Origin of the sequence: Sphingomonas sp. (assembly GCF_035317925.1) — a bacterium.
Classification (GTDB): Bacteria; Pseudomonadota; Alphaproteobacteria; order Sphingomonadales; family Sphingomonadaceae; genus Sphingomonas_I.
In genome coordinates, this window is the sequence record NZ_DATHFV010000048.1 from 1 (window position 1) to 3,478 (window position 3,478).

General features: G+C 64.8%; 3 protein-coding genes. All 3 read right to left on the minus strand.

Annotation, left to right across the window (positions count from 1 at the left end; all coding sequences use genetic code 11):
* On the minus strand, positions 1 to 226 hold a 226-nt coding region (locus tag VK533_RS03820), incomplete at its 3' end, for a hypothetical protein (RefSeq protein ID WP_324375168.1).
* Positions 227 to 276: 50 nt separating this feature from the next.
* Positions 277 to 2,373 (minus strand): M13 family metallopeptidase, encoded by a 2,097-nt coding sequence (locus tag VK533_RS03825; RefSeq protein ID WP_324375170.1) that lies wholly within the window; start codon positions 2,371 to 2,373, stop codon positions 277 to 279.
* Positions 2,374 to 2,617: 244 nt separating this feature from the next.
* Positions 2,618 to 3,100, minus strand: coding sequence for an SsrA-binding protein SmpB (smpB, locus tag VK533_RS03830; protein WP_324375172.1), 483 nt, complete (start codon positions 3,098 to 3,100; stop codon positions 2,618 to 2,620).
* Positions 3,101 to 3,478: the final 378 nt, after the last annotated feature.

Here is a 3,478-nt window from a genome sequence, read left to right on the forward strand (position 1 = left end):
GCAGAGGCCAGTCGCGCGGGCCAGCGGACGGCGCGGCGCGGACGCGCAACAGCAAGGCGCCCGCGACCGCCGCGCCGACCAGCAGCAGGGCGGCGAGCGCGACGACGAAGCTCGCCGGCGCGATCCGCGACCACAGCAACAGCAGCGTCGCGGCCGCGAGCAGGACGATCGCGAGCGACACGAGGCCATTCCGTCCGCGCTGGGCGGGCGGCAGGAACGGCAGCAATGGTGCCCGCGTCGCGATCGGCCTTCCCCTTCCGGACCGTGTAGCGCCCCTTACCAGACCAGGACGCGCTGGTCCGGGGTCAAGTACATCTTGGCGGTCGGCGCAATCTGATAAGCGTCATACCAGGGCTGGAGATTGCGCACGATCCAGGTGCGCTGGATCGACGGCGAATGCGGATCGGTCAGCAGACGCTGGCGCAGATTGGCCTCGCGATAGGAGCGCCGCCAGACCTGCGCCCAGCCGAGATAGAAACGCTGATCGCCGGTCAGCCCGTCGATCACCGGCGCCGGCTTGCCGCCGAGCGAGGCATGATAGGCGTCGAGCGCGACCGTCAGCCCCGCCAGATCCGCCATATTCTCGCCGAGCGTGAGCGCCCCCTGGACATGCGCGCCCGGAAACACCTCGTACGCGTCATATTCCTTGACCAGTTTGTCGGTGAGCGCGGTGAAGCGTTCCACGTCCTGCGGCGTCCACCAATCGGTCAGGCGCCCCGTCTTGTCGTACTTGCGGCCCTGATCGTCGAAATGGTGGCTCATTTCGTGGCCGATCACCGCGCCGATGCCGCCATAATTGATCGCCGGATCGGCATGCGGATCGAAGAACGGCGGCTGCAGGATCGCGGCCGGGAACACGATCTCGTTCCACACCGGGTTGGCGTAGGCGTTGATCTCCATCGGGGTCATGCCCCACTCGCCGCGATCGGCCGGCTTGCCGAGCTTGTTCAGCCCATATTGCCAGTCATACGCGTTCGAGCGCTTGATGTTGCCGTAGAGATCGTCGCGCGCGACCTGGAGGCCGGAATAATCGCGCCAGTGATCGGGATAGCCGATCTTGGGCGTGAAGGCAGCGAGCTTGGCGCGCGCCTCCTCGCGCGTCTTGGGGTCCATCCAGGCGAGCGTTTGCAGGCGGCGGTCCATCGCCGCGATGATGTTCTTCACCAGCTGGTCGGCGGCGGCCTTCGTCTCGGGCGGGAAATATTTGTCGACGTAGCTCTTGCCCAGATCCTCGCCCATCGCATTCTTGACGAGATCGACGCCGCGCTTCCAGCGGACCTGGATCTGCGGCGTGCCCGACAAGGTCGTGCCGTGGAACGCGAAATTGGCGTCGACGAACCGGCGCGACAGCCACGGTGCCGCGCCATCGATCGTGCGGACCAGCAGATAATCCTTGAGCACCGGCATCGGTGTGTCGGCGATCAGCTTCGCCGACGCGGTGATCGCGCTCGGCTGCGCGACCAGATAATGATTGTCGTTGTTGAGCCCGGCCGCGCCGAGATAGGCGGTCCAGTCGAAGCCGGGCGCATTCTTCTCGAAATCGGCGCGCGTCCAGACATTGTAGGTCTTGTCGGAATCGCGGCTGTCGATCCGGGTCCAATGGGCCTGCGCCACCTTGGTTTCGAACTCGACGATCGCGGCCGCGCGGGCGGCGCCATTGGGCTCCCCGGTCAGCGTCAGCAATTGCGCGATATAATCGGCATAGGCCTTGCGCGCGCCGGCCATGTTGGGGTCGTTCTTCAGATAATAATCGCGGTCCGGCAGGCCGAGGCCGCCCTGGGCAACCTCGATCGTCGGGCGATCCGGATCCTTGCTGTCGAGCGACACGCCGGCGTCGATCGGGCCGCCGATGCCGTTGCGCAGGCCGAAACCCAGCGCGCGCGCATAATCCGACTTGCTGGCAATCGCCTTGATCGCCACGAGATCGGGCTTGATCGGATCGAAGCCCTTCGCCTCGACCGCGCCTTCATCCATGAAGCTCGCATAGAGCGCACCGGTCTTGGAACCGGGGTCCTTGATCGCGATATCCAGCAGGTTGTGCATGCGTTCGATCGACAGATCCTCGAGCACGCTGAACGCGCCGTAATTGGATCGATCGGCCGGGATCGGCGTGACCTTGGTCCAGGTGCCGTTGGCGAAACCGTAGAAATCGTCGCCCGGCGCGATCGTGCGGTCCATGCCCGCTTCGTCGAAGCCGAACTTGCCGATCTGGGGCGCGTCGGCGGCGAGCGCGGCCTGCTGGCCCGCGACCGGGCCGACGGCGGCGCCGGCCGGCTTCTTGGCATGGTCGGCGGGGGCTGCGGCCACGGCGGCGGAAAAGGCGAACAGGCTGCCCGCGAGCAGCAGCATGGATTTGGAGGATGTCAGCGTCATTGGGGGGAGGAACCTTGCGAAATCTGGCGAATGGTCAGCGGGTTAACGCCTCCGGCTGCACGCGCAAGAGCCTGTCTGGAAACGGCCAAAATGGCGCTATGCCGCAGGAGGGCCGCAGTTCGGAGTGAGGCCGCGGCGAAAAGGGTGTTTTCCGAGAACCGGAGCGCAGCGTACATCAGTACGTGAGCACCGGAAGCGCAGGAAACGCCCTTTGCAGCCCGGCATCACCCGAAGGGCGGCCCTCCTAGCCACGATCCCGCATGATGCGGGCCTGATCGCGCTTCCAGTCGCGGTCCTTCGTCGTCTCGCGCTTGTCGTGCAGCTTCTTGCCCTTGGCCAGCGCGAGCTCGACCTTGGCGCGGCCCCGGCTGTTGAAATAGACCGACATCGGGATGAGCGTCATGCCTTCGCGGCTCATGCCCTTGTGCATCTTCTCGATCTCGCGCTCGTGCAGCAGCAATTTGCGCGGGCGCTTGGGCTCGTGATTGTTGCGGTTGCCGTGGCTGAATTCGGGGATGTTGGCGTTGATCAGGCTGACCTGGCCGTTCTTCACCTCGGCATAGGCCTCCGCGATCGAGCCCTCGCCAAAGCGCAGCGATTTCACCTCGGTCCCGGTCAGCGCGATCCCCGCCTCGAAGAAATCCTCGAGGAAATATTCGAACCGCGCGCGCCGGTTCTCGGCGACGACCTTCTTCTTGTCGAATTCGGGGGGACGTGGACGGGCCATAAGAGGGCGCGATGTAGGGGGTTGGGGCGGGTGTGGCTAGGGTGAGGTTCGCCGTTGGCCGGGCGCATTACGTTCCCACGATCACGTACCGCCCCCCTCAAGCGGCTCCGAAATGATGGCCCCTCCCGGTCGCGATCGGGACCAACCCTTATTCCGCCATACCCGGATATTAACCATATCCGGGGTAAAAAGCCTTGATAAATCAAGCATTACAAACGGCGTCGACACGGCTCTCACGCCGTAATTTCAGTTCAGTGGCGAGGCGTTTTGTCCATGGAAATCGGCGTAAATCTGGCCTCCATCAACTATTGGTCGACGGAGGAGCCGTTCATCGACCGGTTCCATATCGCGGACGCGTGGCATGCGAAGGATGCGGCG

What these genes read in the sequence shown, in the direction of transcription:
- VK533_RS03825 (WP_324375170.1), bottom strand. Translation starts at nt 2,373, where the DNA reads ATGACGCTGACATCCTCCAAATCCATGCTGCTGCTCGCGGGCAGCCTG.
- smpB (WP_324375172.1), bottom strand. Translation starts at nt 3,100, where the DNA reads ATGGCCCGTCCACGTCCCCCCGAATTCGACAAGAAGAAGGTCGTCGCC.